Source organism: Streptomyces tendae, from assembly GCF_008632955.1.
Lineage (GTDB): Bacteria > Actinomycetota > Actinomycetes > Streptomycetales > Streptomycetaceae > Streptomyces.
Genome location: NZ_CP043959.1, coordinates 163151 through 187978 on the forward strand (window position 1 = coordinate 163151; position 24828 = coordinate 187978).

At 69.4% G+C, this 24828-nt stretch carries 27 protein-coding genes and 1 tRNA gene; 16 read left to right on the forward strand and 12 right to left on the reverse strand.

The window, feature by feature from the left end:
• Positions 1-966: 966 nt before the first annotated feature.
• Positions 967-4422 (forward strand): type ISP restriction/modification enzyme, encoded by a 3456-nt coding sequence (locus F3L20_RS00800; RefSeq protein ID WP_150151061.1) that lies wholly within the window; start codon positions 967-969, stop codon positions 4420-4422.
• 397 nt (positions 4423-4819) lie between these two features.
• Here the strand turns inward: F3L20_RS00800 and F3L20_RS00805 are convergent, their stop codons facing one another.
• On the reverse strand, positions 4820-5284 hold the full coding sequence (locus F3L20_RS00805; protein WP_167534432.1) for an NUDIX hydrolase: 465 nt from the start codon (positions 5282-5284) through the stop codon (positions 4820-4822).
• Positions 5285-5302: 18 nt separating this feature from the next.
• Between F3L20_RS00805 and F3L20_RS00810 the strand changes: the two genes are divergently transcribed.
• The 11 genes from F3L20_RS00810 to F3L20_RS00860 all read left to right on the forward strand — a co-directional run bounded on the left by F3L20_RS00810 (position 5303) and on the right by F3L20_RS00860 (position 12470).
• Positions 5303-6082, forward strand: a complete 780-nt coding sequence (locus tag F3L20_RS00810; protein WP_150151064.1) for a GntR family transcriptional regulator — start codon at positions 5303-5305, stop codon at positions 6080-6082.
• A gap of 139 nt (positions 6083-6221) precedes the next feature.
• Positions 6222-6578, forward strand: coding sequence for a hypothetical protein (locus F3L20_RS00815; RefSeq protein ID WP_004929398.1), 357 nt, complete (start codon positions 6222-6224; stop codon positions 6576-6578).
• 3 nt (positions 6579-6581) lie between these two features.
• Positions 6582-7937, forward strand: coding sequence for an FtsK/SpoIIIE domain-containing protein (locus F3L20_RS00820; RefSeq protein WP_150151067.1), 1356 nt, complete (start codon positions 6582-6584; stop codon positions 7935-7937).
• An 83-nt stretch (positions 7938-8020) separates the two neighbouring features.
• Positions 8021-8698, forward strand: a complete 678-nt coding sequence (locus tag F3L20_RS00825; RefSeq protein ID WP_150151070.1) for a DUF2637 domain-containing protein — start codon at positions 8021-8023, stop codon at positions 8696-8698.
• Between the two features lie 19 nt (positions 8699-8717).
• Positions 8718-8912: a hypothetical protein gene (locus F3L20_RS00830; RefSeq protein WP_150151073.1), complete on the forward strand. Its 195-nt coding sequence runs from the start codon at positions 8718-8720 to the stop codon at positions 8910-8912.
• A gap of 1 nt (position 8913) precedes the next feature.
• Complete coding sequence (locus F3L20_RS00835; RefSeq protein WP_150151076.1) at positions 8914-9105, forward strand: mobile element transfer protein; 192 nt, start codon at positions 8914-8916, stop codon at positions 9103-9105.
• Positions 9106-9116: 11 nt separating this feature from the next.
• Entirely contained in the window at positions 9117-9272 is a 156-nt protein-coding gene (locus F3L20_RS00840; RefSeq protein WP_078948898.1) for a hypothetical protein, read from the forward strand.
• 12 nt (positions 9273-9284) lie between these two features.
• Complete coding sequence (locus F3L20_RS00845) at positions 9285-9605, forward strand: SpdD-like protein (protein WP_150151079.1); 321 nt, start codon at positions 9285-9287, stop codon at positions 9603-9605.
• An 89-nt stretch (positions 9606-9694) separates the two neighbouring features.
• On the forward strand, positions 9695-11092 hold the full coding sequence (gene repSA / locus F3L20_RS00850) for a replication initiator protein RepSA (RefSeq protein ID WP_150151082.1): 1398 nt from the start codon (positions 9695-9697) through the stop codon (positions 11090-11092).
• A 2-nt stretch (positions 11093-11094) separates the two neighbouring features.
• Positions 11095-11304: a helix-turn-helix domain-containing protein gene (locus F3L20_RS00855; RefSeq protein WP_150151085.1), complete on the forward strand. Its 210-nt coding sequence runs from the start codon at positions 11095-11097 to the stop codon at positions 11302-11304.
• Entirely contained in the window at positions 11304-12470 is a 1167-nt protein-coding gene (locus F3L20_RS00860; RefSeq protein WP_150151088.1) for a tyrosine-type recombinase/integrase, read from the forward strand. Before F3L20_RS00855 ends, F3L20_RS00860 begins: the two co-directional genes overlap by 1 nt.
• A 79-nt stretch (positions 12471-12549) precedes the next feature.
• Here F3L20_RS00860 and F3L20_RS00865 read toward each other — a convergent pair.
• Positions 12550-12623 (reverse strand) — tRNA-Gly (locus F3L20_RS00865).
• Between the two features lie 267 nt (positions 12624-12890).
• On the opposite strand from F3L20_RS00865, the gene F3L20_RS33865 reads away from it, so the two are divergent.
• The 3 genes from F3L20_RS33865 (at position 12891) to F3L20_RS00875 (ending at position 14266) form a co-directional block, all read left to right on the forward strand.
• Positions 12891-13049: a hypothetical protein gene (locus tag F3L20_RS33865; RefSeq protein ID WP_167534416.1), complete on the forward strand. Its 159-nt coding sequence runs from the start codon at positions 12891-12893 to the stop codon at positions 13047-13049.
• A 135-nt stretch (positions 13050-13184) separates the two neighbouring features.
• Positions 13185-13760 (forward strand): dCTP deaminase, encoded by a 576-nt coding sequence (gene dcd, locus F3L20_RS00870; RefSeq protein ID WP_024886422.1) that lies wholly within the window; start codon positions 13185-13187, stop codon positions 13758-13760.
• A complete protein-coding gene (locus tag F3L20_RS00875; RefSeq protein WP_150151092.1) occupies positions 13757-14266 on the forward strand; it encodes a phosphoribosyltransferase in 510 nt (169 codons plus the stop codon). The genes dcd and F3L20_RS00875 overlap by 4 nt, the downstream gene beginning before the upstream one ends.
• A gap of 11 nt (positions 14267-14277) precedes the next feature.
• On the opposite strand, the gene F3L20_RS00880 is transcribed toward F3L20_RS00875, so the two are convergent.
• Entirely contained in the window at positions 14278-15183 is a 906-nt protein-coding gene (locus F3L20_RS00880) for an NADP-dependent oxidoreductase (protein WP_150151095.1), read from the reverse strand.
• Positions 15184-15308: 125 nt separating this feature from the next.
• Between F3L20_RS00880 and F3L20_RS00885 the strand changes: the two genes are divergently transcribed.
• The gene (locus F3L20_RS00885) at positions 15309-15677 is read left to right on the forward strand and encodes a MerR family transcriptional regulator (protein WP_145829171.1); all 369 of its coding nucleotides are present in this window, start codon (positions 15309-15311) and stop codon (positions 15675-15677) included.
• 58 nt (positions 15678-15735) lie between these two features.
• On the opposite strand, the gene F3L20_RS00890 is transcribed toward F3L20_RS00885, so the two are convergent.
• The 9 genes from F3L20_RS00890 to F3L20_RS34235 form a co-directional block, all read right to left on the reverse strand.
• A complete protein-coding gene (locus tag F3L20_RS00890; protein ID WP_150151098.1) occupies positions 15736-16737 on the reverse strand; it encodes a Yip1 family protein in 1002 nt (333 codons plus the stop codon).
• Positions 16738-16809: 72 nt separating this feature from the next.
• Positions 16810-18102, reverse strand: a complete 1293-nt coding sequence (locus F3L20_RS00895) for a zinc ribbon domain-containing protein (RefSeq protein ID WP_150151101.1) — start codon at positions 18100-18102, stop codon at positions 16810-16812.
• Complete coding sequence (locus F3L20_RS00900; protein ID WP_150151104.1) at positions 18099-18695, reverse strand: phage tail protein; 597 nt, start codon at positions 18693-18695, stop codon at positions 18099-18101. The genes F3L20_RS00895 and F3L20_RS00900 overlap by 4 nt, the downstream gene beginning before the upstream one ends.
• The gene (locus F3L20_RS00905; protein WP_150151107.1) at positions 18692-20650 is read right to left on the reverse strand and encodes a putative baseplate assembly protein; all 1959 of its coding nucleotides are present in this window, start codon (positions 20648-20650) and stop codon (positions 18692-18694) included. The genes F3L20_RS00900 and F3L20_RS00905 overlap by 4 nt, the downstream gene beginning before the upstream one ends.
• The gene (locus F3L20_RS00910) at positions 20650-21108 is read right to left on the reverse strand and encodes a GPW/gp25 family protein (protein ID WP_150151110.1); all 459 of its coding nucleotides are present in this window, start codon (positions 21106-21108) and stop codon (positions 20650-20652) included. Before F3L20_RS00910 ends, F3L20_RS00905 begins: the two co-directional genes overlap by 1 nt.
• Complete coding sequence (locus F3L20_RS00915) at positions 21108-23015, reverse strand: VgrG-related protein (protein WP_150151113.1); 1908 nt, start codon at positions 23013-23015, stop codon at positions 21108-21110. Before F3L20_RS00915 ends, F3L20_RS00910 begins: the two co-directional genes overlap by 1 nt.
• The gene (locus tag F3L20_RS00920; RefSeq protein ID WP_150151116.1) at positions 23015-23752 is read right to left on the reverse strand and encodes a LysM peptidoglycan-binding domain-containing protein; all 738 of its coding nucleotides are present in this window, start codon (positions 23750-23752) and stop codon (positions 23015-23017) included. Before F3L20_RS00920 ends, F3L20_RS00915 begins: the two co-directional genes overlap by 1 nt.
• A gap of 71 nt (positions 23753-23823) precedes the next feature.
• Positions 23824-24249 (reverse strand): phage tail protein, encoded by a 426-nt coding sequence (locus tag F3L20_RS00925; RefSeq protein ID WP_024886434.1) that lies wholly within the window; start codon positions 24247-24249, stop codon positions 23824-23826.
• A 51-nt stretch (positions 24250-24300) separates the two neighbouring features.
• Entirely contained in the window at positions 24301-24678 is a 378-nt protein-coding gene (locus F3L20_RS34235) for a hypothetical protein (protein WP_206338843.1), read from the reverse strand.
• Between the last annotated feature and the right edge of the window lie 150 nt (positions 24679-24828).

Consider the following 24828-nt stretch of genomic DNA (forward strand, 5'->3'; position numbering starts at 1 on the left):
TGAGGGACTCGGGAGTAGCCCCGACACCGAGAGGACTCACACAAAGTACATGCGAAAGTCACCGCGATAGAGACCGCTGAAACGCTCCTGCTCAAGCAACCGGGAAGTAGAGCGAGTTAGGGCGCTAGGCTCTACCCGTTGCCCACCTCCCGCGAGAGCTCCGGCCGTCAACCGGCCGGGATGCCCTCAGAGAGGGCGCAATGAGAGAGGGGCAGCAATGTGTGACCAGTCGCCGAACAAGGTGAGGATTAGCTGGTCTCCGCCAGACCGTTGGCAGGTGATTTTGTCGATTCTCAGCCTTCTCGTGGCGGTCGCTGCACTTCTGGAGCAAGTAGGACGGTGAGCCCGGCCGGCTATTGAACGGCCGGGCTCACCAACGCTCCGCGGGTGCAGGCCCGGTCTGGCTACCACCAGGCCGGGCCGACTCTCAGTACGGAGCCGTCAACTGCGCAGCCTGGCCGTTGTGGTCCCTGACCCAAACGATCAACAGGTGGCACAGTTCAACCTACTTGGGATGCTACAGGCGGCAGGTTGTTGCCCCGCCCCCCGGTGGGGCAGGCCCGATCCAGCCTTTTGCGACTGACCAACCCCTGCTCCTCACGAATGTTGGACCCGGCTCATTGCGGGGGAGGCGGCCTGCTCATCGCGCCAACCGGCCCCGCTTCTGGGCGCGGTCGCTGTGCCCTCAGGGGTCAAGCGCCACCGCAGGGATCCTATGCAGGTGCCAGACCCTGAGCTTCCTGCCTGCTTCGACTCAGCGCGAGCGACAGAGGTTGCCGCTCGGGGCTGGCGGGCGTGGCCGCTTCCGCATGGCCGGCACGGCAAGCCGTGGCCGCTGCTGGGGGAGGATGTAGCACGTCACCCCTACTTCTGCGTCCTGACGGGCCCTCACACGCGATTGAAGCTAAGATCGTAGTGATACAAGGCTGAACCGGATCTGTCCGGCGAAGGGAGCAGTTGGTTCAAATGCCCAAAGCCCCGACCGCTATTCTCAAGCAGTATATCCACGATCTTAAGCGTGTCTATTCCACCGGTGAAGGAGTGCCTGAGACCTCCTATTACGGGGCTCTAGAGCGGCTCATTAACTCGGTAGGTCGCAACACGGATCCGGGAATCTCTGCAGTAATTAACTTGAGGAACAGCGGAGCGGGCATTCCCGATGGGGGACTCTTTGCGGCCAATCAGCTGAGGCGAGTCGGCGGACAGGAGGCGGCTTTTGAGCGGCAGCTGCCGACTCAAGGAGCTATTGAAGCCAAGCCTTTCGGTGCCGACCTCGGAGCGGTGATTCGTACGGCACAAGTTCGAAAGTATGCAACTCGCTACGGAAAGGTTCTGGTAAGCAACTTTTTGAGCTTTCGACTCGTCACTCAGGGAAAGAGTCGCCTCTTGGAGCGCGAGTCTTTCTCTTTGGCCGACTCGATTCAGGATCTAGTCGCCCTTGAAGCTAGCGATCAGTTCGACAGGATTGCTCAGGAACTATACGACTACATGAATCGCGCACTCACAGCAGGCGCGCCTATCAATAAGCCAGAAGATCTCGCCTATTTCCTGGCGGCCTACGCAAAGCAGGCGCTGGAGCGGATCGAGGATCAGGACCTGAGTGCCCTTGACTCCCTTGAGAATGCCCTGGATCAGGCACTCGGCATTTCTTTTGAAGGGCCTGACGCTCATCGGTTCTTCCGATCCACCCTCGTGCAGACACTATTCTATGGAGTTTTCTCCGCGTGGGTCTATTGGTGCAATGACCGTGAAGAAGGGGATGAGAAATTCAATTGGCGGACAGCTTCATGGTTCCTGAGCGTGCCCGTCGTTCGCATGCTCTTCGAGCAGGTATCGACTGCTTCGCGGCTCCGCCCCCTCCGCTTGGACGAGATTCTAGATTGGGCTGGAGAAGCGCTTAACCGTGTGAATCGCGACGCCTTCTTCTCATACTTTGAAGCTGCTGACGCGGTGCAGTATTTTTATGAGCCGTTTCTTGCCGAGTTTGACCCGCAATTGCGCAAAGATTTGGGTATTTGGTACACGCCGCCAGAGGTGGTCTCTTACATCGTCCAAAATGTCGACAACGTACTCAAGGAAGAGCTGGGTTGTCGCGATGGACTCGCAGATGAGCGGGTCTGGGTTCTTGATCCTTGTGTGGGTACCGGATCCTTCCTCTTGGAGGTCTTGCGCGTCATTCAGCGGCGGCTCACAGAAGGCGGAGGCGATGCGCTGACTGGCCAAGATCTCAAGAGAGCGGCCACTAGCAGGATCATTGGCTTCGAGATCCTACCCGCTCCCTTCGTTATCGCTCACCTGCAGCTTGGGTCATTCTTGCAGAATGCCGGCGCTCCCTTGAATGCTGCCGAAGCAGAGCGGGTGGCTGTTTTTCTTACGAATGCACTAACGGGATGGTCGGAAGACTCTAACCAGACTCATCTTACTTTTCCTGAGCTCGAAAAGGAGCGCGACTCGGCGCAAGCCGTCAAAAAGGAAGCCCCGATTCTAGTGGTGCTCGGCAATCCGCCATACAACGCCTTCGCTGGTGTTAGCCCCAAAGAAGAAGGTGACCTTCTGGATGCCTACAAGTCAGGCCTCAAGGGGTGGGGGATTACTCGGCACAACCTGGATGACCTGTACGTGCGCTTCTTCAGGGTTGCTGAGCGGCGTATAGCAGAAAAGCAGGGTGAAGGAATCGTCAGCTTCATCTCAAACTTCTCCTACCTTGGCGATCCCTCCCTTGTTGCGGTGAGGCAGCGGGTGCTCGCGGAGTTCGATAAAGTTGCTATCGACAATCTAAACGGCGATGGAAGGGAAACCGGGAAAAGGACGCCCGACGGAAAGGATGACCCTTCCGTCTTCAGGACTGAGCGTAATCGTTCTGGGATTAATCAAGGCACAGCGATTGGCACATTCGTCCGTAAGCTAACTCGCTCGCCGGCTCCAGAGGTTACTTATCGAGACTTCTGGGGTGTGGGAAAGCGGAAGGAACTCCTTGATAGTCTCTCCACTGGAGAACCCGCTTATGCTTCACTGGCCCCTCGCGAAGATACTGCCTATACCTTTCGTCCAGCGCAGGTCCACGAGAGGTATTTTCGCTGGCCTCGTGTTGACGAACTAGCAGAAGAGTCGCCCCTCCTGGGGCTTCTTGAAAAGCGCAAAGGTGCGCTGATCGCGTTCTCTCGTCCTCAGATCGAAGCGAGGATGATGCGGTATTTCGACGAGACTGATTCCACGGAACATCTGGCGGAAGATCTCCGCGGTCTGCGTGAACCAGCTGCGCGATTCGCAGACCCAAATGTTGTACGGCAACGACTAATTGCTAAGGGTGGATACCGTCCTGAAAATGTCGGACGCTATCTGTCCTTCCCGTTTGATCAGCGCTGGGCCTACCTCGAGCCGACTCGTCCTCTATGGAACGAGCCTCGTCCGGACTTGATTAAGGCCATGCGTGAACCCAATCCGACGTTTTTCCTTGCACGGAAGAGGGTTCCTAGGGCCCTCGATGGAGCTGCTTTCTATCTATTTGCAGGAATTGGCGATGAGCATGCCCTGCACAAGGATGCCTATTATTTCCCTGTGATGCTGCCGACGGAAGTGGAGAAAGAGCAAGGGGCGCTATTCGACGTGACCTCCAAGCAGCCCAGAGCGAATCTCTCAGGAAGAACTCGCGATTGGCTTACTCGGATCGGGTGCCGAGAGATTGATCACCCCGAGGTGGCTGCGACTCCTTGGCTGCATGCTCTCGCTGTCGGGTTCAGCCCTGCATACCTGGAAGAGAACAGGGATGGAGGACGCTTCAATTTCCAGAGAGTCCCCCTCCCGCTTGATAAGTCGAGGTTTGACCAAAGTGTCGAGCTCGGTAGAAAGATCAGTTCCCTCCTCGATGTCGAATTGGCTGTGGAGCCCCTCTTCGAGTCGAAGGTGTGGGATTTTCTGCGCCTCGTAGGAAATGTGAGTGGGACAGAGGGCGCACTAGAGCCTTCGGACTTGCGGCTGAAGTCATGGGCGAGTATCCAGCCCAAAGCCGTCATGCCCGTTGCTGGACGTACCGAGACTCGTCCATGGTCGCCGCATGAGATCCAATCATATGGCGCTGCAGCCGCTGCACTCGGATTGTCACCCGACCGCATGGAGAGCCAGCTAGGTAGTGCCGTTGATGTCTATCTCAACGGTAGGGCTTTTTGGGCCTCGGTTCCTGAGAAGGTTTGGGATTATCGTGTAGGCGGCTATTCGGTCTTGCGTAAGTGGCTTTCCTACAGAGACGATCGGCTGCTGAAGCGTGCTCTCGATACCGCCGAGGTTCGCCAGTTCTCCGCAATCGTCAAAAAGGTAACCGCTTTGCTCCTGCTTTCTGATGAGCTGGATGCAAACTATGTAGCCTGCCGTGACGACAGCCTAGAATGGCACACCGAACCTGTTAGGCCGGAGATCCCTGAATAACTGCTAGATGTCAGCTAGCGGAGTCTCTGCCTTCGCTAGACGGCGTTCATCGGTTGACTGGCGCCTAACACCTTCCGTGCGTGCTGATTCGCTGGCTGAGGGGCATCGTCTGTGCCTCAGCCGACGACAGTCAGCCACGACGGCGGGTCCACCGATCGCTCAGGCGCGCGTGTGTCTCGATGTACCACCACCAGCCTCAGCCACGCTAATTGGTCTTTTCATACGGTGTCGCGCCGCAGACCTACATGGCACCGGGATTCGAGGCGGCTGACTGCTGTGGGCGCGGCACGGGCGCCGGCCGGGCTGGAGCGGGGCGGAGACAGGAGCGCAGGCCCGGCCGGGGGCCGGGCCGCGCGCGGTGAGCGGAGCGAGCCGCCTTGATGAAGTAGGGAAAGTCTTATCCCGCTGGGATGAGCTGTTTGCCGTCGTGGCTCCGTACGTGGGGGCCGTTGCCGTCCAAGGCGTCCAAGAGCCTGATCGCGTAGACCTCGGCCATGCGCTCGCTGACCTCGTCGGGTGTGAGCCAGGAGACGGCCGTCGACTCGCTCGATGTGCGCTCAGTGCCGCCGGAGGGCTTGCAGCGGAAGACCAGGGCGACGATGCCGCGGGTTGTGTTCTTGTAGACGCCGGTGAGTTCATCCACCTCGACGTGGATGCCGGTCTCCTCCAGGACCTCGCGGGCTACGCCGGCCTCCGGGGTCTCGTCGAGTTCGAGCACGCCGCCGGGGAGTTCCCATGTGCCGTTGTCGGCCCGGCGGATGGCCAGGAGGCGCCCGTCCTCGCGCACCACTACTCCGGCGACGGAGACGGAGTGCAGGGGTGAGGGCGTTGCTTCCTGTGATTGACTCATGTACAGGAGCATAGGAGGCGGAGAACGACTATGGGAACTGCGGTAGAGGGGGGCAGGTCGGGGCCTCGGTACGTGCAGATCGCCGATGAGATCGTGCGGCAGATCCGGGCCGGTGTGCTCAAGCCCGGCGACATGGTGCCGAGTGAGTCGGAGCTGGTGGAGCGTTACGGCGTCTCGGGCGGCACGATCCGCAAGGCCATGGTCGAGGTGCGGGCGAGCGGGCTCGTCGAGACTCGGCACGGCAAGGGGTCGATCGTGAAGGACCGGCCGCCGGTGCGGCATCGGTCGTCGGATCGCTTCCGGCGGTCCCATCGGCAGGGAGGTAAGGCCGCGTACCTCGCGGAGTCCGCGCAGTCCGGCGCCACGGCCAAGGTGAGCGTCCTCTACATCGGGCCCATGGAGGCCCCCGAGGATGCCGCCCGGCGACTGGGCGTCCCCGCTGGCACTCAGGTGCTCGCACGTCGGCGTCTCTACTTCCGCAACGGCACCCCGGTCGAGACCGCCTCCTCGTACCTCCCGTGGGACGTCGTCAAGGAGATCCCGGAGCTGTTCGCCGAGAACCCCGGCGGCGGTGGCATCTACGCCCGACTCGAAGACCACGGGCACGAGTTCGCCGAGTTCGTCGAGACGCTGCAAGCGCGGCCGGCCTCCAAGGTGGAGGCGTCCGAGCTGGCGCTCAGCCCCGGTGCGCCGGTGGTTCACCTGATCCGTGAGGCTCGCACGACTGCGGGGCTCGTGGTCGAAGTCTGCGACACGCTCATGGCTGCTGACCAGTTCGTTTTCGAGTACCGGATCCCTGCCGCCGACTGACGCCTGCTCAACTCCTTGCGATCCGTCGTGACTTCTTAGCCGCGGCGGGTTGACTCATGTATAGGAGTCAGGCACTCTTCTTCCCATCACTCATGTACATGAGTGGCGGAGTTCGACATCTGTAGAGGAGTGATCTGCTGTGCGTCAGATTCCCGTGGAGACGTCCGGTGCCACCGTGATGGTCGCCAAGGCCCCACAGCCCAAGGTCCGTGACCGCCGTACCGGTGAGATCGCCACCGACATGGAGACCGGCGTCAAGTTGATGACGGTCGACGTGATGTTCGCGGCCAACGACGAGGTGGAGATCCTGTCCATCACCGTCCCGGAGACCGGCTTCTCCGGTGAGCTGGCCATGGGTACCCCGGTGGCGCTCACCGGCCTGGTCGCCCGACCGTGGGAGAACGAGTTCAACGGCCAGAAGCGGCACGGGATCGCCTTCCGCGCGGTCGCCGTCACCTCGCTGGTCGACGTCGACTCGGCCTCGAAGGCGGCCTGAGCCGTGACGTGGCCGACGGTCTTACTGCTGGTGGTCGTCGCCGCTGCGGGTCTCCTGCGGTGGCGGCGCCCCGCCTGGTACTGGCTGACCTTCGGGGTCACCCTCGCGGTTCTGCGGGTCCTGGTCCGGTACGGCTCGGTCATGGACGCCTGCGGCCTGACGGTCCCGCCCTCGCGCTGGCGTCTGATGCTGGCTCGGATGACCAACCGCCCGGCGCCGGAGTCCCGCGCACCGCGCATCCTGCGGCTGCGTCCCACCCGCACCGGCCTGATCCTGCGGCTTAAGCTCCGGCCCGGACAGGACGCCTTCGACGTCGCCGCCGCCTCGGACCGGCTGCGCCACTCCTTCGGCATGTACGGCGTCACCTCCCGTGAGCTGCGCTCGGGCGTGGTCGAGATCCGGATGACTGGCTACGACGTGCTCAAGCGGGTGCAGATGCCTGCCAAGGCCGACACCCGTCCGATGCGGGTCCCGGTCGCACTACGGGAAGACGGCTCGGTCCACTACCGCGATTACCGTGCCGTCCCGCACGGTCTGACCCTCGGCGCGACGGAGTCCGGCAAGTCCGTCTATCAGCGCAACCTCGTCGCTGGCCTCGCCCCGCAGCACGTCGCCCTGATCGGCATCGACTGCAAACAAGGGGTGGAGCTGTTCCCGCTGGCGCGCCGGTTCTCCGCGCTCGCCGACAACCCTGACACCGCGCTGGAGCTCCTGGAGGCGCTGGTCTCCCACATGAGGGACGTGTATCAGCTCATCCGGGCCGAGCAGCGCGTCAGCGTCGCCGTGCCGGATGCGGAGATCGCCGCCGACATCTGGGACCTGCCCGAAGACCTGCGGCCGGTGCCGGTCGTGGTCTTGGTCGACGAGGTCGCCGAACTCGCCCTCTTCGCGAGCAAGGAGGAGGAGAAGCGGCGGGACCGGATCATCACCGCCCTGGTCCGCCTCGCCCAGCTCGGCCGCGCGGCCGGCATCTATCTGGAGATTTGCGGGCAGCGTTTCGGCTCCGAACTCGGCAAGGGCATCACGATGCTCCGTGCCCAGCTCACCGGCCGCACCGCCCACCGCGTCAACGACGAAACCTCGGCGAACATGGCCTTCGGCGACATCGCCCCGGATGCTGTCCTGGCCGCCATCCAGATCCCCGCCGAGACCCGCGGGCTCGCCATCGCCGGGGACTCCACCGGCGGTTGGCACCGCATCCGCGCCCCGCACACCTCACTTCGGCAAGCCGTGAACACCTGCAACAAGTACGCCGACCGCACCCCGGATCTTCCCGCCCTGGCGGCCTTCCGGCCCTCGGTCGCCTCCGTGCCCTCGGCGCGTGTGCCGCTGTCTAAGACGGCCTCCGCCACCGCCTGATCTCTCCACATCCCACGGTCGGCGCGACCGTTCTTCGCGCCGTGTCCCTACCCCCGCCATGCCTGATCACAGGAGGAGCTGTCATGACCCGCCCCGCCCTCCGCGTGGACGCCGTGCTCGTTCAGGCCGTCATCGCCGGGGCACTGTCCTTCGCCCATCTCCACGACCTCGCCGCCGCCGCTGGACAGGACGGCTGGAAGGCCTGGGCCTATCCGGTCTCCGTAGACCTGCTCCTCGTCGCCGCCTGGCGTCGGCTGCGCATGGACGGGCCGTCCCGGCTGGCCTGGTGCTGGTTCCTCATCGCCCTGGTCGCCTCGCTCGGCGCCAATGTCGCCACCGCCGGGCTTCTCGACCTGGACGACGTTCCCGCCTGGCTGAGCATCCTGGTCGCCGCCTGGCCTGCCCTGGCCTTCCTGGGTGGCACTCTCCTCGCCCACTCGTCCGCAGGCCACACCTCGGCTTCGCCGGACCCTGCGCCGGTGCCGGACCCCGTGCCCGAGGTGGAACCCGAACCGGCCCCCGCTGCTGAGCCGGAGTTGGCCCCGGTCGACTCCGCCGACGCTGCCCCGGCCCTCCCGCCCGTCCACTCCGCTCCGACGCCGCCGGCCGTTCCGGTCCCGGCCGCGCTGGTGGACCACGCCCGCAAGGTCGCCGCCGACCACCACGCCCGGACTGGTGCCCGGATCGACACCGACACCCTGCGCGCCCGCCTCGGCGTTCCGCCGCACCTGGCCGACGCCATCGCCGCCCAGCTCGCCTGACACCGAAAGGGGGCACCTCGTGCTCGTCGATCCGGCCGACCTGACCGCCGCCGACCACCTCGACGCCGCCCGCGAGATGGCCGCCTCCAACCGGCCCTTCCTCGCCTACCTGCTCGCCGAGGAGGCCGCCCGCCTAACCGCCGACCCGGCCACCGCCGCCGGTATCCGCGCTGCCTTCCCCGACCCGAACCTGACCCGAACGGAGACCGACTGACATGCCCGCCCGCGACTTCTTCCACTCCGTGATGCGCATCGGCCCCGTGCAGATCGGCACCCACCGCGACCGCAACGGCACCACCAAGCACGCCGCCGTGTGCAGCAACGACAACTGCGGCTGGTCCGCCGACTACACCAGCCGCTCCGCCGCCCAGCTCGCCGCCCGCACCCACCGCTGCCGCGTCCGCTAGGAGACCCCGACATGGACGTCCCGCTCTGGCTCGCCCTGATCGTCGTCGGCTGGCTCGGCGTCAAGCTCGTCCGCCCGCCCTGGTGGCTGATCGCCGTGCTCCTCCTCGGCGGCTTCCTCCTCGCCGACAGCGTGCTTGCCCCCGTCATCGACAGCGCCGTCAAGTAAGGAGATCCGCTCATGTTCCGGCCCAAGCTCCCGACCATGCCCCAGCCCACCGGCCGGGTCATCCCGCCTGACGTCGTCGAGCCGACCACGATCACCCCGGGAACCCCGATCCCGCCGGCCCCCGTCGCCCCAGTCCCGGTTGCGTCCCGGCCCACGGTCCAACTCACCCCCGGCACCGCGCTCGCCCTCGTCGGCGGCGGCACGGCCGTCGTCCTGGTCGTCGGCGCCGTCCTGGTCTCCATGCTCCTCGCGGTCGCCATCACGGGCGCCTCGGTCGCCGTCTGCGCCCTGGTGATCCGCTCGCTCGTCAACGCCGACGCCAAGCGGCGCTGACCGGCCCCCGGGCGGCATCGATACCGCCAAGCATCCGCCGCCCGGGAGCCGTCCCTGTCCGATCTTTCAACCGGAAGGAAGCACCCAGCATGGCGCATCGCGCCCTGTCCGCGCCTGAGCCTCTGCTCAACCCGGTCGTCCTCGGCGATTTGCTTCGGGTGGCCTCGGCCGGCAACTACACCCGATGGGAAGACCAGATCCGCCGCACCGGCGGCTGCTCCGACCCCATCCACCTCACCGGCTGGACCCTCCACAAGGACAAGACCACCGGCGAGACCCTGCACCACTACACCACCGCCGATGAACCCGGCGGACGCCTCCGCCTCGCCTGCGGCAACCGCCGCGCCTCCCGCTGCCCGGCCTGCGCCTGGACCTACGCGGGCGACACCTACCACCTCATCCGCGCCGGCCTCGCCGGTGACGACCGCCGCGACATCCCCACCACCGTCCGGGATCACCCGCGCGTCTTCGCCACCCTCACCGCGCCCTCGTTCGGCCCGGTCCACAACCGGCCCGATCACGGCGTCTGCCGCTGCGGCACCCGCCACGCCCCCGACGCACCCGAACTGGGCACCGCCCTCGACCCGGCGACGTACGACTACGCGGGCGCCGTCCTCTTCAACAACCACGCCGGGCAGCTCTGGCAGCGCTTCACCACTCGGCTCCGCCGTGAACTCGCCGCTCGCGGTGGCCTTCCCCGCCGTGAACTCGCCGATCACGTCCGCCTCTCGTACGGCAAGGTCGCCGAGTTCCAGAAGCGGGGTGCCCTGCACTTCCATGCGGTGATCCGGCTCGACGGGCCGGAGGGTCCTGGAACACCGCCGCCCGCGTGGGCCACGGTCGGTGTCCTCGCCGATGCGATCGGTGCAGCTGCGGCGCACTCTTACACGTCGGCCTCGGTACCGGCCGCCGGGGACCAGCCGGCCCGGTCGTTCCGTTGGGGTACACAGCTCGACGTCCGGCCGGTGAAGGCATTCGGGGACGGCTCCGACATCACCGAACAGGCTGTCGCCTCCTACGTCGCCAAGTACTCGACCAAGGCCGCTGAGAACACCGGCACCCTCGACCGCCGCATCGGCGAACTCGCCGAACTCGACCGCCATGGCGTCCCCGACCACACCCGCCGCCTCATCACCGCATGCCGCGACCTCGACCCGCTGTATCCGGACGGGCGACTGTGGGCCTGGGCGCACATGCTCGGTTTCCGCGGCCACTTTTCCTCGAAGTCCCGCCACTACTCCACCACCCTCGGTGCCCTCCGTCAGGCACGCGCCGACTACCGCGCCGCACAGGACGCCGGGACCCTCGGCCGGGACGACCGCGAGCCGGAGACCGTCCTCGTCCTGGCGGACTGGCAGTACGCCGGACACGGCCACACCCCCGGTGAATCCGCCCTCGCCGCCACCATCGCCCGGGACATCCGGCTCAACCGTGAGACCGCCCGCGAAGCACTACGCGACCAAGCCGGGGCCGAGGGGGAGTGGTGACCATGGAACGACTCCTCACCGTGGCCCAGGTCGCCGAACGCCTCGGCACGGGCGTCCGCTTCGCGCGGCGGCTCATCGAGGAGCGGCGCATCCGGTACGTGAAGGTAGGCCGTCACGTCCGCATCCCCGAGAGCGCCGTGCGCGACTTTCTCGCCGCCCACACCGTGGAACCGGTGAGGCTCCGCCACGCGGGACTGCGGAGGGCCGCCTGATGGCCAACAAGAAGGGCAGACGTCGGCGCTTCGGTGCGGTGCGGCAGTACCGGTCCGGCCGGTGGACGGCTTCGTACCTCGGGCCCGACGGTGAGCGCATCCGTGCGGACGAGACCTTCGCGACCAAGAAGGACGCCGAGATCTGGCTGTCCCAGGTCGAGGCGGACCTCAGCCGCGGGGACTGGCGCGCTCCCGACGCCGGGGCCGTCAACTTCGGCGTCTACGCCGAGAAGTGGGTCGAGGAGCGGGAGTTGGCCGTTCGGACCGAGGACCTGTACCGGCACCTGCTGCGCCTGTACATCCTCCCGGCGTTCGGCGGGCTCGACCTGGACGAGATCACGGCTCCGCGTGTGCGTGAGTGGCGCGCCGAACGGCTCCGCGCCACCAAGGCCAGGACCACCGTTGCCAAGGCGTATCGCCTCCTCAAGGGCATCCTTGAGACGGCCGTCGACGACGACCTGATCACGCGCAACCCGTGCCGGATCAAGGGGGCGGGCAAGGAATCGGCGGCGGAACGGCGCATCGCCACCGTCGCCCAGGTCGACGCGCTCGCCGACGCCATCGGCATCCGTTGGCGGCTCATGGTCTACCTCGGCGCCTACGGTCCGATGCGGCCGGAGGAGCTGGCCGGCCTCCGCCGTCGGGACGTCGACGTCGACAACCTCGTGATCCGTGTGCGGGTCGCCGAGCCGGAGCGGACCAACGGCAAGCGGGCGCCCGGGCCGACCAAGTCCGACGCGGGTGCTCGTGTGGTCGTCCTGCCGCCCTTCCTCCGGAAGGAGGTGAAGCGGCACCTCGACTGGTTCGCCGAGAAGAGCCCGGACGGGTTGGTCTTCGTGGGGGAGAAGGGCGCGGCCTTCCGGCGTACGACCTTCGGGCGGAAGTGGCGGCGGGCCCGTGAGGTCGCCGGTCTCCCGAACGGCTTCCGCTTCTACGACCTTCGCCACACCGGGCACACCCTGTCCACCCGCTCGGGCGCCACCCTCCGGGACACGATGGTGCGCGCCGGCCAGTCCTCCGAGAAGGCGGCGCTGATCTATCAGCACTCCGACGAGGACCGGCAACGGGAGGTCGCCGCTGGGCTCGACGACCTCGTACGCGCCGAGCGTGCGAAGCACCACACCGACGACCGTGCGCACCACAAGGAGGAGCCGTCGGCGGGCTAATGGTGCGGTTGTGGTGCGGCATCCGCCCACCGGTCTAGACAACAAAGAACCCCCGGGTCGATGACCTGGGGGTTTTTCATGGAGCGGGTGACGAGAATCGAACTCGCGCTCTCAGCTTGGGAAGCTGATGTTCTACCATTAAACTACACCCGCGCAAGATCCAGATAACCCCGTCGGGAGTGGTCCGGACGCTCGCTCACTCTACCTCATGGCAGGCCCTCGGTGTCCAAGACCCGGGGGCCTGACCGTGTTTCAGGGTGTGGAAGCGGCTGCGGTGGGCAGACGGCGAGGCGTACCGTGACGCCGTGGCGTGCGTCCGGGGTGCCGCCTGGAGCGCCGTTCCTTTCATCCCGTAACGTGGCTTTTGTCGTCAGGGCAGCAAGCCAGACGCGGCTCTTGGGGAAGGGACTCTTGGACTTGATGGAGCGCACCGTCGTCCGCTGTGCCGATGGGCACGTGTTCACCGCCACCTCGTTCCCGATGCAGCAGGCCGAGCGCCTCGGCCCCGGCCGGCTGCTGCGGTGTCCGCGCTGTGCGCGGCTTCGCAGCGTCGTGCCGGTGACCTTGCAGAAGCGGTAACCGGGAGAGGTAGCCGGAAGCGGCGGCCGGCAGGCAGCCGAGGCAGGAGCGGCAGCGGAAAGTCGCAGACAGAGGGCGTGGGCGCGCGGGGCGGCCGGATTCGGCCGCCGCGCGCGCCTTGCGTATTCTCGGGGCGTGCTTCTCTCTGACAAGGACATCCGGGCCGAGATCGACGCCGGGCGGGTGCGGATCGATCCCTACGACGAATCCATGGTGCAGCCGTCCAGCATCGACGTACGTCTCGACCGCTACTTCCGGGTGTTCGAGAACCACCGCTACCCGCACATCGACCCGTCGGTCGAGCAGGCGGACCTGACCCGGCTCGTGGAGCCGGACGGGGACGAGCCGTTCATCCTGCACCCCGGTGAGTTCGTGCTGGCCAGCACCTACGAGGTGATCTCCCTGCCCGTGGACCTGGCTTCCCGGCTGGAGGGCAAGAGCTCGCTCGGGCGGCTCGGGCTGGTCACCCACTCCACGGCCGGCTTCATCGATCCCGGCTTCTCCGGGCACGTCACCCTGGAGCTGAGCAACCTCGCCACGCTCCCCATCAAGCTCTGGCCGGGCATGAAGATCGGCCAGCTCTGCATGTTCCGGCTCAGCTCGCCCGCCGAGCACCCGTACGGCAGCGAGCGGTACGGCTCCCGGTACCAGGGGCAGCGCGGGCCCACGGCCTCGAGGTCCTTCCTCAACTTCCACCGGACGCAGGTGTGAGCGGGATGCGCGAGAACCTCAGCTACGAGCAGTTCGGCGTCGCCGTCCGCGAGCTCGCCCAGACCATCGCCGACGACGGCTACCGGCCGGACGTGGTGCTGAGCATCGCGCGCGGCGGTGTGTTCGTCGCCGGCGGGCTGGCCTACGCCCTCGACTGCAAGAACATCCACCTGGTCAACGTCGAGTTCTACACCGGCGTCGGGACGACGCTCGAGATGCCGGTCATGCTCGCGCCCGTCCCCAACGCGATCGACTTCACCGACAAGAAGGTGCTGATCGCGGACGACGTCGCCGACACCGGCAAGACCCTCAAGCTGGTCCGCGACTTCTGCCTCGACGCCGTCGCCGAGGTGCGCAGCGCCGTCATCTACGAGAAGGCGCAGTCGCTGGTGAAGTGCGAGTACGTGTGGAAGCGCACGGATGAGTGGATCAACTTCCCGTGGAGCGTCCTGCCGCCGGTCACCCCCTCGGGTGAGGCCCCCGCCGTGAACCGGGAAGCCCTCTAAGGCAGGACCGGTCACAGCAGCACCACGATCTTCCCGCGCACATGCCCGCCCTCCGAGTGGGCGTGGGCCTTCGCGATCTCTTCCAGGGGGTACGTCCGCTCGACGCGCGGTGTGTAGCGGCCCCGCTCGCCGAGGTCGGCCGCTTCGGCGAGCCAGGCCGAGTCGTTCACCGCGTTGGCCACCCGCACGCCCAGACGCTCCGCGTTGCGGTGGTCGGTGACCGTGACCACCCGGGCCGGGTCGCCGGCGATTTCCACGAGTGCGTCCAGCGATCCGGAGCCGGCCGCGTCGAGGACCAGGTCGATGCCGTTCGGTGCCAGGTCGGCCAGACGCTCGGCGAGGCCCGTGCCGTACGTCGTCGGCACCGCCCCCAGCGCGGTGAGGAACGCGTGGTTGTGCTCGCCGGCCGTGCCGATCACGGTGGCGCCCTGGGCCGCCGCGATCTCGACCGCCGCGCTGCCGACTCCTCCGGCGGCGCCCTCGATCAGGAGCGTACGGCCGGACAGCGGGCCGAGCGTCTTCAGTCCGCTGAGCGCCGTCACGGCGGCCAGGGCCGCCCCGGCCGCCTCCTCGTCGCTCCACGCCGCGGGCGCCGGCGCCCAGGCCGACAGCACGGCCAGCTCCGCCGTCGCGCCCGTCACCCCGCCGAGCCCGAAGACGCGGTCGCCGACGGCCACCCCGTGGACGCCCTCACCGATCTCGTCCACCACGCCCACGGCGTCGCGGCCCGGGACCGCCGGCAGGTCCACGGGGAGAAGGTCACGCACGGCGCCGCTGCGCACCTTCCAGTCGACCGGGTTGACGCTCGCCGCGGCGACCCGGATCCGGATCTCGCCGGGGCCCGGTGTGGGGTCGGGAGCCTCCTCGACGGTGAGCACCGTCGTGTCGCCGTACTCGTGGTAGCGGGCTGCGCGCATGATGTTCTGCCTCCTGGGCCGGAAGAGCCGGAATGACTTCGACACCCGCGACGCTAGGACCTGACGTCGGCGTCAGATGCAAGTGGCACGTCGTACGAGTGACGGCCGTCGATCGGAGGACGTGTATGCGGATCGGTGAGGTGGCACGGAGGGCCGGGGTGAGTGTCCGGGCGCTCCGGTACTACGAGGAGCAGGGGCTGCTGCCCGCCGAGCGCGGCCCCGGAGGCCAGCGGCACTATCCCGGCTCCGCCGTCGACCGGGTCGGCCTGATCCGGCAGCTGTTCGCCGCCGGGCTGGCCAGCCGCTCCGTGCGGGAGGTGCTGCCGAGCGTGTACTCCGGCTCGGTGCCGCCGGGGCTCGTGGAGCATCTGGAGAGCGAGCGGGCTCGCATCAGCGAGCGCATCGCGGACCTCACAGCGGCGCGCGACCGGCTGGACGGGGTCATCGCGAACACCCGCAATCCGCCGCCCGAGTGCACCCACCCGCGGGACTGAGCATCCCGGAAAGCGGAAGGGGCTCCCCTCAGGGAGCCCCCTCGTACCACCGTGCCGGTCAGAACGTGCCGAGCTTCACGATCGACAGCAGGGCGATCAGCTGGATCGACGACGCGCCCAGGGCCTTCGGCCAGGGCAGGTCGTGGGAGCGGCTGACCATCATCGTGAGCAGGGCGCCGCCCGCGACCCAGGTGGCCCAGCCGAGGAGCTGGACGAACATGGCGTCACCGCCCGCGAACATGGCGAAGACCAGGCGCGGGGCGTCCGTGAGGGACATGATCAGCATCGACAGGCCGACCGTGGGCTGCCAGGCGCCGTTGCCGCCGAGCTGGCGGGCCAGCGTGTGGGTGACCACACCGAGGACGAACGCGCTGAGCACCATCGCGACGGCCGTCGTCAGCACGATCGGCACGGCGTTGGACAGTGTCGCGTTGATGGCGTCCGCGCGGGCGCCGTCGAAGCCGAAGACGGCGAGCAGGCCGTACAGGAAGGTGACGACGAGGGCGGGGCCCCACATCGTGTAGTCGCGCATCTGCAGGAACGTCTGCTGCGGGGACAGGACGATGCCCTTCAGCAGGTCCTTCCAGTGCAGCCGGGGCCCGACCGGCCCGGCCGGCGCCGCACCCGCGTGGTACGTCTCACCCTGGCTGTAGGGGTCGTCGATCGAGAACGCCTGCGTGTGGCCGGGGTTGTTGGCCGCGTACGGGTCGTGCGGGACGCCGGGCGGGTAGCCGCCGTCGCCGAAGTACTCCGGCTCGCCGTGGCCGCCCTGCCCGCCGTAGCCGCCCGGGCCGCCGGGTCCGGCGTGCGGCCAGGGGCTGCCGCCGCCTCCGCCCTGCCCGTAGGCGGGCGGCTGCGGGGCCTGCGGGTAGCCGTACGCCGGCCCCGGCGGTGTCTGCTGCCCGTGCGGGGGGTGTTGCGGTCGCGCGTGCGGCGCACCGTTGTTGTTCCGTCCGCGTCCCATCCTGAATCCAGCCACGTTCTTGAAGCTACCTGGTCCCGGGCGGCCGTGTGCCGGGCCCCGGCCACGGGGCGGGGCATTGCTGCCGAGCTGTGACATCCCCTAAGGGGCGCACTCCGGGGTCCCCTCGGGGCCCGCCCCGGAGCCACCCCGAGGCGGGCCCGGCGGGCGTCAGCTGTTGTTGTTCGACGGGCCGAAGAACTCGATCTCGGCGATCGCCACCTGCTTGTCGGCACCGGCGTTGTAGGCCGAGCGCAGGACGAAGCGCACGGTCGTCACCTCGCCCACCCGGAACTTCCGGCGCTGGCCGCCCGCGCCCTGGTCGAGGGTGAGGGTGCGGGTGATCTTCTCGCCGTCGGCGAGGGTGACCTGCGCGTCGATCCGGCGCGGCAGCGCCGACTCCGAGAGCTGGTCCGCACGGGTGGAGGTGCCCGGTGTGATCACGAGGTCCAGCAGGCGGGTCGGCTGGTCGAAGGTGACCTCCAGCCACTCGCCCTCCGCGGACTCCGCGATGCCGGGACCCCACCACGTGTTGTTGAGCTTGTCGAAGGCGAGGCCCGCGTCGTGCCCGGTGTAGGAGCGGGACGCCTTGACGCCGGACGGGCCGATCGGGGCACGCTTGGCGAAGTGGTCGCGGGTGGCCTGGACCATCGTGCCCAGGTTCACGACCAGGGCGATGACCAGTCCGACGACGACGGCGCCGACGACCCAGTTCCAGATGCGGCCGAATCCCCGGCGCAGGCGCGGGCGTTCACCCGCCCAGGCCGACTCGGCGCCGCGGTCGGCGAACATCCGGCGCCACCAGGGCAGCCGGACGGGGGCGTCGTCGCCGCGCGTCATCGACATGGCGCAGCGGGAGCAGAAGTGCCGTTCGGGGCGGTTGAGGGTGGAGCACCAGGGGCACGGGACGCCGCCCTCCGCGTCGGCCTGCGGGCCCACGGCGCGGACCTGGGGGCGCCGGGCCGCGGTGCGTCCGGGCAGGACCGGTGCGACGGCGGGGTCCTCCGGGGCGCGCGGCTCCGCGTCGGCGACCGGGACGAGGAGGGACCGGGCGCGCTCGGCCGCCTCGGCGTCGGGGACCGGGCCGCTGTCGTCGTCCGGGCCGTCGTCGGCGTTCCCGCCGGTGTGCTGCGGGTCGGCGGAGGCCGGGACGTGGGGGAGGGGCTCGGTGTCGTCCTCCGGGGCGGTGGTGGCGGAGGGGGAGTCGTCCGCCCGGGCCGTGGCCGGGGCGTCCGTGCGGGAGGCGGTGGCCGCCGGCGCGGAGCCGCCCGGGGCGACGGAGTCCCCCGGAGCCGCACCGGCCGCCGCGGTCCGCGCGGGCTCGGTGCGGCCCGGGCGGCCCTCGCCGCCCCAGCCGAGGACCGCGCCGCAGGAGTCGCAGAACGACTGGCCGGGCTCCGCCGGGGTGCCGCACTCGGCGCAGCTGGAGGCGGTCCGGCCGGGGCCGGAGGACGGGCTGGTCATCTGTCGGTGGTCCTTTCGGCGGCGGTCGCGGCGATGACCTCGACCGTGTAGGGCATGTGGGCGGGGCGGGCGGCGGCGACCAGGGTGTCCAGCCGGTGCGTGTCGGCGGGGGCCGGGTCGGGCAGCGTCAGCGAGACGTGCAGGTGCGGGCGGCGGTCGCCGGGGACCGGGCCGAGCGGGCGGGCGTGCCAGTCGGCGGCGCCGCTCTCCGTGATCCGCGGGGTCACGCCGAACACCAGGCGCACCGCCTCGGACAGGCCGAGCCGGGTGCCGCGCACCCGGTGCAGCCGGGCCGCGGCGGCCACGGCGGCCCGCAGCCGCCGTTCCACCGAGGGGGCGCCGGCCGGGCTGTCGTGGGTCTCGATGCCGTCGGTCTCGGCGCCGACCCAGTCGGCCAGCCAGCGGGTGAAGTCGATCGGGGTGAGCGCCGGGTCGAAGTAGGAGTCCAGGTTGTCGAGGACGACCAGGAACGGCGCGAGCACCTCGTCGAGCCCGGCGACGAAGCGTTGTGCCAGGTCGTCGTCGGCGAAGATCGCGGGCAGCATCGCGCCGATCGGCGTAGAGGAGCCCAGCCCGTCGACGGAGCCCCTCATGCGCCGTCCCCGATCACACGGACCCGGTGGTCGAAGGAGAACACCAGGGACGGGGCGGACAGGTCGATCCGGTCGGTGGCCTCGCCGCGCTTGCCGGTGATCGGGTCGGCGGGGTGCAGCAGGACCTGGTCGACGAGTTCCACGCCGGGTACGCGCTGCAGCACGGCGAAGATCTCCCCGGCCTGGACGGGCCGGCCGAACGGCCAGCCGGTGCCGTCGGCGCCGCCGGTGAGCGGGTCGAGGTGCCGGTAGAGGGCGTCGTGCGCCTGGCGGCGGACCCGGTCGGTGTCGGTGCCGCGGAAGGCGTGCACGGTCGCGACGACGGTGACGCCCTGGTAGAACGGCGGGCCCACGGCCAGACGCGTGCCGATCAGCCGGCGCTCGTCGAGGTATCGGGTGATGCGGGTGAGCAGCGCGTCGCCGGGCACGAGCTGTTCGAAGCGCAGCCGCCCGCCCGGGTCCGGCACGGCCTGCGGGACGACCAGGACCCGCACCGCGTAGGCGCCGTGCTCGCTCTCCTCGCCCTCCAGGCAGGTGATACGGGCGGTGTCGGGGGCGGCGCGGCGGGCGAGTTCCTCGTAGTCGCGCAGGGTGACCGCGCGTTCCTGGGCGCGCAGGGTGATGGGCGCCCGGCGCTTCGCCTCCTCGACGGTCTCGCCGTCGACGCCGCCGCGTGCGGCCTCCCGGTTGACGACCTCGGAGACGTACGGCACGGAGCGGCGCAGGACGCGGACGGCGCCGCGGGCGACGTTGCCGGACCTGCCGCCGCCGGTGCGGTAGCGGCGGGCGCGGATGACGGCACCCTTCGGGGGGACGGCGCCGAACTGGCGCAGGCTGCCGTCGGGTTCGCGGACCGCGGGGCCGAAGGCGATCTCGCCGGTGGTGGCGTCCAGGGTGATGTGCCGGTCGTGCGGGCGGGAGGCGGCGAAGTGGGGGACGACGTCCCAGTCGGTCCAGCCGTCGTGCTCGGCGGTCTGCAGCAGCACGGGCGGGGTGTCGCCGACGACGGGCGCGTGGGCCAGGCGCAGCCGCTGCCCGGGCAGGCCGGTGGACTCGCCGAGGGCCTCGTCGTGCACCGTCTCGGCGTGCACGGCGGAGGTGGTGCCGCCGAGGGTGTGGGCCTCGGCGGCCCGCACGGACGGGGAGGTGGTGTAGAAGGGCTGGCCCGGGAGGGGTTCGGTGACCCGGCAGCGCAGCCAGCCGCCCTCGTGGCCGCCGTTGCGGGACAGCACGTGGCCGCCGGGGACGTGCAGGACGACCTCGCCGGGCCGGTTCAGGCCGCCGGTGGCGTCACGGTCGACCTCGCACTCGGTCCAGCCGTCCTCGGTCCACGCCTCCCACACCAGCGGGGGCTGGCGCGGGTCGACGCCGACGCCGTCGACGCGGCTGTCGAGTTCCAGGGCGACGGCGCAGTGCGGGACGGCGGCGCTCAGCCCGAACAGCATGCAGTCGCCGGGCCGGGGCGACTCGTTGAAGCAGAGGACGTCCTTGCCCTCGGTGAGGTCGTCGGTGCGGTCGGCGGCCGGCTCCCCCTGGTGCTGCACGGCCAGCCGGCGCAACGACGTGGACACGACGGTGAGTTCGCGTTCGGTGGCGAAGACCACGGCCTCCTCGCGCTCGGTGCGGGTGGTGGCCACCTCGGTGCCCTCGGGCAGCACCACCGACTCGTCCTGCGGCGCGGACAGCCAGAAGGTGACGTCGGTGCGGGCGGCGGTGGGCGGGAACAGGGTGATGCCGACGAGGTCCAGGAAGGCCAGGTGGTTCTTCTCGGGCACCCGGTTGAGGCGGTAGACGATCTGGTCGGCCATGTGCGCGACCGCCTCGATCAGGGTGACCCCGGGGTCGGAGACGTTGTGGTCGGTCCACTCCGGGGCGCGCTGCTGGATGTAGCGCTTGGCGTCGTCGACGAACTGCTGGAAGCGGCGGTCGTCGAGGTTGGGGGAGGGAAGGGCCATCAGCGGTCGCTTTCGGGGTGGGGGCCCCACTCGCCCGTACCGGCCGTGCCGCTCGTGCCGGGCTCGTCGTGGGAGGGGATGACGTAGAAGGGGAAGACGAGGCTGCGTGGGTTGTTGGTCCCGCGCACGGAGTAGCGGACGTCGATGTGCAGCACGCCCTCGCCGGGTCCCGCGGTGACCTGCACCTCCTCGACCTCGATGCGCGGTTCCCAGCGGTCGAGGCTCGTGTACACCTCGTGCTGGATGCGGCCGGCGGTGGCCTCGTTGACGGGGGCGAAGACCATCTCGTGGATGGCGCAGCCGAACTCCGGGCGCATCGGCCGTTCACCGGGGGCGGTGGCGAGGATGAGCCGGATGGCCTCCTCGATCTCCTTCTCGCCGCTGACCAGGGCGATGCCCCCGGTGGGCCCGATGCGCAGGGGGAACGCCCAGCCGGAGCCGACGAACTGCTCGGCCATCAGATCACCGGCTTTCCGTTGGCGGTGAGCAGGCCCATGACCGGTACGGTGGCGGCCCGGATGCCCACGGCGGCCGCCGCGTTGATCTGCACGCTGCCCATCGCGGTCAGCGAGGCCAGGCCCATCGCCTTGAGGGAGAGGGCGCCCTTGGCGTCGACGTTCACCGCGCCGACGGACGAGCTGAGGCTGACCGCGCCGCGGCCCTGGAGGGTGAGCGGGCCGCCGCTCCTGATGGTCACCGAGCGTTTGCCGTTGAGGGTGAGGTCGGTGCCCGCCTCGACGGAGACGGAGCGGCCGCCCTTGATGACGACGGTTCCCTCGCTGTCGACGGTGATCTCCGTGTTGGTGCGGTCCAGGTTGATGACCAGCTTGTCGTCGCCGGAGGCGACGCGGACGCCCTGCTTGCGGGCGCCGGTGGTCTGGCTGAGCAGGTCCACGCGGTTGGCGTCGCGGTCGGACAGGGTGTGCCGGATCGCCCGCCGCCTCACGCCGTCGTGCAGCGGCACGTCCCGTACCGGGGAGGGTTTGTCCACGCCGTTGTAGAGCCCGCCGACGACGAACGGGTGGTCGAGGGCGCCCCGGTCGAACGCCACCAGCACCTCGTCGCCCACGTCGAGCGGGAAGATGCCGCCGCCCCGCTTGCCGCCGAGCTGGACGGTCCGGGTCCAGTCGGAGACGTAGGTGTCGTCCAGCCACGGGAAGCGCAGCTTGACCCGGCCCTGCTTCAGTGGGTCCTGCACGTCGGTGACCAGGGCGTTGGCGACGCCGGGGAGCCGGGGCGCGGCGGCCGCGGCGCCGCTCCCGCCGCCGGAGGTGAGCCCGAACAGGGAGCGCCACTGGCGGCCGCTGACGGTGATCCAGGTCTCGTAGTGCTTGCCGTCGCCGAACACGTGCCGGGCGGACGTCACCGTGTACTTGCCCTCGAAGGGGGCGCCGACGTCGGTGAGGGTGACGGGCACGCCGGGGCGCAGCTTGGGGTTGCCGCGCACGACGACCTCCAGCTCGGCGAAGGATGAGGTGACGTCGTCGGCGAGGGAGTCCGCCGCGTACTTCACCTCGTTCTGCCGGTCGTACGGCTTCTCCGTCTCCACCAGGGTGACGGTGCCGAAGGCGGAGGCGGCCTTCCGCGGGGTGGTGCCGATGTCGATGCCGGGGTGGGTGGTGGTGGGCGCGGTCGCCGTCAGCTCCTTCTTCGCGACGACGTCCCAGCCGCGCGCCTCCACCCGCCCGTACTGGTCGGCGGCGGTCACCGCGGCGCGGCAGCGCAGCACGTCGGTGCCGGCCTGGAGGACGTACGGGCTCTTCTCGCCCGGGGTGCTGGTGGGCGGGGCGCCGGAGGCGGGGTCGGGGCTGACGAACTGGAAGCGTCCCTTGGCGTCGAGGGACATCACCATGTCGTTCTCGTCGGCGAGCCGGGACAGGAAGTCCCAGTCGGTGACGTTGGCCTGGCTGATGAACTCGTAGACCGTCTTCGTGCCCTGCACGGTGCCGACGGTGACGTTGTCCTGGGCGGCCAGGGTGCGGGCGATGTCGGACGCCGTCTGGTTGCGGTAGGCCGCGACCCGGCGGCGGCGCATCATGCGGTGCCCGCGGTCGTAGCCGCGGATCACGGTGAAGGTGCCGGTGCCGTCGTAGTCGGTCTCCATGCCGGTGACCTCGCCGGTCAGCAGCGGGTCGCCGGCGCCCTTGCCGTGGGCGACGGGGGCAATCACCACCTCGGTGCCGAACTTGATGCCGAGTTTGCCGAGCACCAGCCCGTGCGCGTCGCGGAACGTGACCCGGAAGGCGCCCGGCACACCCGCGCCCAGGTCCACCCAGCCGCCGACCAGCAGCGGGGCGAAGTAGGGCGGCACCGGCTTCCCGTCGAAGGTGACGTCGACGATGTTGGAGAAGGAGGGCTTGACCATCAGTACGCGACCTCCCCGGCCGCCGGAAGGATCAGTTCGGTGCCGTTGGGCAGCCGGGACGGGTCGTCGATGTCGTTGGCCTCGGCGATCGCCCGCCAGGCCGCGGCCTCCCCGTACTCCCGCCAGGCCAGCGACTGCAGGGTGTCGCCGGCCACGACCCGGTGCACGCGCCGCGCGGTGAGCGCGCCCGACGTCGGGTTCTGGCCCTTGGTCTGGCTGGGGATCTCGTTCAGCTCCACCTGGCACGTCGCCCTGACGGGGACGCCCGTGGTGCCGAACAGGGTGTACGTCGCCCCCACGCTGCCGATGTACGCGGTGAACCGCGCCGTCGAGAACGACCCCCATTCGAACACCACCCACGGTGTGGACGGCTGGTCCGCCGCGATGCTCTTGGCGGTCACCTCGCAGCAGGAGAACAGTGCCTCGACCTTCTTCAGCACGCTGCTGTCGCCCGGGTCGCCGGAGGAGTCGAGGAAGATCTCCATCGACAGGCTCCGCCCTTCGGCGCCCATGAACTCGGGCAGCGGGCCGTCGCGCAGGGCGGCGGACGGGGTGCTCTTCCACTGGGCACGCCGGGTGAGGGTGAGCTGCGCCGGGTTGAAGTCGAAGTCGAAGGTCTTGATCAGACCGCCCGGTGTGGTGCTGTCGCCGATGGGGGGCTCGTGGATGGCGAGCGTGGCGCGCACCAGGCTCTTGCCCGCGCCGCCCGTGGAGCCCTTGCCTCCCTTGCCTGCCATGGTCCTTCGTCTCCGTCCTCGGTCCTGGGTACGTGTGTCGTGCCTGCGGGGTGGGGTGTGGTCCGTCGCGGTCAGTCCGTGAAGCCGTGATGGGCGATCTCCAGGACCTCCGTGGCCACGCCCGGGTTCGCCGGGTCCAGCGAGGGCCCCTGCCAGCTCACCGGCAGCACGTCGATCAGCCCCCAGCGCGCCACCTCGGACCCGTCGGCGCGCAGCGCCGAGATCTGGGCGGTGGGGCGGGTGACGCCGGTCGTCACGGACGAGATCCAGGCGGCGACCTTCGAGGTGTCCGGGGTGAGCGGGCGGGTCAGCCGGATCGTGGAGAAGGTGACCCGGGTCGGCAGCTGCCACACGAACCCGTTGTTGCCGCCCTCCTGGTACTGCTCGACCTCCACGGTCGACGCGAGACCCTCGCAGCCGTTGAACGCGCCGAGGCTCTCACCGTCGATGGTGAGGGTGAAGAAGATGGTGGATCCCGGATCGAGATCGCTGGGCATCGGAGGGCCTTTCGGGGCGGGCGGGTGCGGGTGCGGGGTGCCGGTCGCGGGTCAGGCGCGGGGGTCGCGGAGTCTGCCGATGCGCTCCCGGTCCATCCGCAGCTCGGTGCGCAGGAGGCGGGTGAGCGGGCCGACCAGGCGGTGCGTCAGCTCGTCGAGCTGTCCGTCGGTCAGCGCGCGCGGATCGAACGACGGCCCACCGCGCGTGCCCCCCGCGCCCAGGTGCGGGTCATGGGCGCTGTACGGCGGGGGCGGCCCCGGGTCGTACGGCGGAGGCGGCCCCTGCGGGGGGGGCGGTGGGGCCGGCGGCTTCGGTGCGGGCGGGTGCGCCGTGGTGGGCGCGGAGGTGCGCTGGATCGGGGGCGTGGGGTGACGGGGGCGTGGAGAGGGCTGACGCGGGGTGGGGGGTGTTGGCGTCGCGCGCTGCACCGGGAGGGCGGGTTGCGTGGGTTGTGGGGGCGTGCGGGGTGGTGGGGGGTGCGGAGGCAGCGGTCGGCGCCGGGAGGACCGGGGCGGCGGTGACGGGGGCGCGGAGGGGACGGACGACGCGGCCGCGGGACGCGGGGGCGTCGGGGCCGG